Raw genomic sequence first — 2,850 nt, forward strand, 5'->3', positions numbered from 1 at the left:
TTGAACGTCAGGGCCGGAATATTCATCTCACCAGAGACGGACACATCCTGCTCAAACATTCGGAAAATTTTCTCAGGGAATACGAAGAAATGCAGCAGGAATTGGCAGATTCCAAAAATCTCCAGCAATTGACGGTGAATCTGGCCATCCTTTCCGCCACCAAGCTCATTCCTGCTTTCCTTTTAGAATTCCGCAAGGCCCATCCGGAAGCCATGATAGAAATCATCAATCCCAAGATGCAGGCGTCCACGAAACATACGGACCTCACCCTTTATTCCAGCATCCATCATATCGATAATGACCACACGGTCACCCTTTTCCGGGAAAGTCTGGTGATGGTACTTCCTCTCTCCGACCGTCACGCCATCCTCCCCTATATCAACCTGTCCGACTTCGCCGACAAAAATTACATTGCCCCGCCCAAGGGCTTTGTCCTTCGAGACATACTGGAAGAATTTTGTCAAAAGGCCGGCTTTACGCCAAAAGTGGTTATGGAAAGCGACAATCCCGGCACCATCCATGAATTCGTGAACGCAGGTCTGGGCATCGCCCTGGTGCCACAGATGACCTGGTACAACGCCTTCAGCGGCCTGGCCTCCCTCCCCATAGGAGACATGGACTGCCACAGGTATCTCAACCTCTCATGGAAAACGGACGGAAAACTCTCCCTCTCTGCCGTACTCCTCCGAGAATATATCATCGACCACTTCTGGGAATACGTGAGAGAAAAGGCAAACAGCGAATTTCCGATGTGAATGGGCCGCGGAGCGGCCCGGGTTCAGCGCCCTTTGGGGTGCGAAAGGTTCAGGTTCAAAGGGTTAAAGAGGCTGTGGTGGCGCCGTCAGGCGATGAATGACAGCGGCGTCAGTACTTTTCTTATTTTCCCTGTTTCTCAGTACTTTTCCCGGCTTCTTCCTGCAGGCGTTACTTCTGCATAGGATTACCCGGTCAAACGACATTAGCCCTCTTTGTACAGCCCATCGTCCCTCAAGGGATAAAAATTTCGCTGATATGCCTTTTTTCCATCCTTGACAAGTTTCTTTTCTGCTGATACCATTGGCAATATAGATAAGGAAGCACAAGCTTCTTTTATTACAGTAGAGCTGCGTAATCTGAGCATCCGCAACATAAGCCGTTCAGCGCTGTTTAGCGTTGGACGGCTTTTTTTGCAGGAAAATCAGGCAGGAAAATCAGGCTCAATTTCTATTTCCGGAGGTTTTTATGAAGTTATCAGAAATCAGTCTTTTCATTTTTCTGGGTCTTATGACAGCCATTGCACCGCTGTCTACGGATATGTATCTTCCTGCTCTCCCCAAGCTGGCAGAGGTTTTTGGCATTTCACCTTCCCTGGCCCAGCTGACTCTTACCATGACCATGGCTGGCATGGCGCTGGGTCAGCTCATTGGCGGTCCACTTTCAGACCGCTTCGGCAGAAAGGTTCCAGTCCTTGTGGGCATGACGTTTTTTACTCTATCCTCCTATGGCGCAAGCACTGCGGAAACGCCATCAGTGCTTCTTCTTTACCGATTTATGCAGGGCTTTTTCGGCTCCTTCGGTCTGGTCATCGCCAGGGCCATTGCCAGGGATCTGAAGACGGGAGCGGAACTTCTTACCCTTTATTCCGCCCTTATAATGATTAATGGTCTGGCGCCGGTGCTGGCCCCGGTGGCAGGCGGGCAGATTCTCCGCTGGACGGACTGGCGGGGTGTTTTCTATGTGCTTACTGCCATTGGATTGATACTGGCTCTGAACTGTATTCCTTATAAAGAAACACTGGCAAAAGAGCACCGTCTGCCCCATCTTTCCGACGCTTTTTGTTCCTATCCCCACCTTTTTCATGATTCCTATTTCATGGGCCATTGTCTTCTGGAAGGTTTCCTTTTTATTTCTTTCTTCGGATACCTGGCCGGTTCTTCCTTCCTTTTCCAGCATATTTACGGCTTAAGTGCCCAGATTTACAGCCTTATCCTGGGTATGGTAGGCGTAGGACTTCTTCTGACCGGCCTTCTTCCGGCAGCTCTGGCAAAAAAGGTGCTGGATGATGCCATGCTGCGCCATTCTATTATTCTTTCCTTTATAGGAAGTCTTTTCCTTCTGGCCGGTTTATACTTTCTCTGGCCTCTTCCTGTGCTCATTCCTATCCTCATCATCACTATCATCCCTTTATCCATAACAGAAACGGTGAGTATGTCCATGGCCCTTTCCAGACAGGGAAAAAATGCAGGTGCTGCTTCCGCCCTGCTGGGCTTCTTTAGCGTGGCTCCCGGAAGTCTTACCATGCCTTTGACCGGCATTGCCGGAGAAGATACGGCCCTTCCTCTGGGACTTCTGATGGCTGCCGGCTATGCTCTGTGCCTTTTGTCCTATTGGAAATGGGTTCACGGAAAATAGTCCCCTATTCTACCAGACAAGTAATAACTATTTTGTTATCACTTGCCGTAATATTTTTCTTTTCTGGCTTTGATTTTTTCCCACTCCTGATTTTTCCATTATTTTTTCCGTTTTCTCATTTCATTCCTCCTCTATTTTTTGCTTTACCCGTTTTTTACAATTGCCTGCCCTCATTTCATCCGCCCTTTTATCAAATGCCGGACGTATTAATAACAGTTTTGTTATTAATACGTCCGGCATTCTTTTATCTATGCAAATTGTAATCATTTCCTCGATTTTCTTTTTTGGCATGGAAACGGTATTGGAGTATTTCATCCTTTTTCTATACAATAGGAACCGTAAAGGACATGAGTCCCTGCTCTGGAGATGCGGATCCGGTGCTGTGCACACACCGCCCGTCTCGAATTCATAACAGAATGTTCAATACAGGAGGTTTCTATCGTGAAACATTTAAAAATT

3 protein-coding genes are annotated in these 2,850 nt (G+C 47.8%); 2 read left to right on the top strand and 1 reads right to left on the bottom strand.

Annotated features, from left to right (window positions below):
• Together ACI4N7_RS00665 and ACI4N7_RS00670 are read left to right on the top strand one after the other, a co-directional pair.
• Positions 1 to 755 (top strand): LysR substrate-binding domain-containing protein (locus ACI4N7_RS00665; RefSeq protein WP_439731440.1); only part of this gene is annotated, 755 nt, incomplete at its 5' end.
• Between the two features lie 466 nt (positions 756 to 1,221).
• Complete coding sequence (locus tag ACI4N7_RS00670) at positions 1,222 to 2,391, top strand: multidrug effflux MFS transporter (protein WP_439731441.1); 1,170 nt, start codon at positions 1,222 to 1,224, stop codon at positions 2,389 to 2,391.
• Between the two features lie 120 nt (positions 2,392 to 2,511).
• Here the strand turns inward: ACI4N7_RS00670 and ACI4N7_RS00675 are convergent, their stop codons facing one another.
• Positions 2,512 to 2,706: a hypothetical protein gene (locus tag ACI4N7_RS00675; protein ID WP_439731442.1), complete on the bottom strand. Its 195-nt coding sequence runs from the start codon at positions 2,704 to 2,706 to the stop codon at positions 2,512 to 2,514.
• Positions 2,707 to 2,850: the final 144 nt, after the last annotated feature.

This window comes from Dialister sp. (genome assembly GCF_051885895.1).
GTDB lineage: Bacteria > Bacillota > Negativicutes > Veillonellales > Dialisteraceae > Dialister.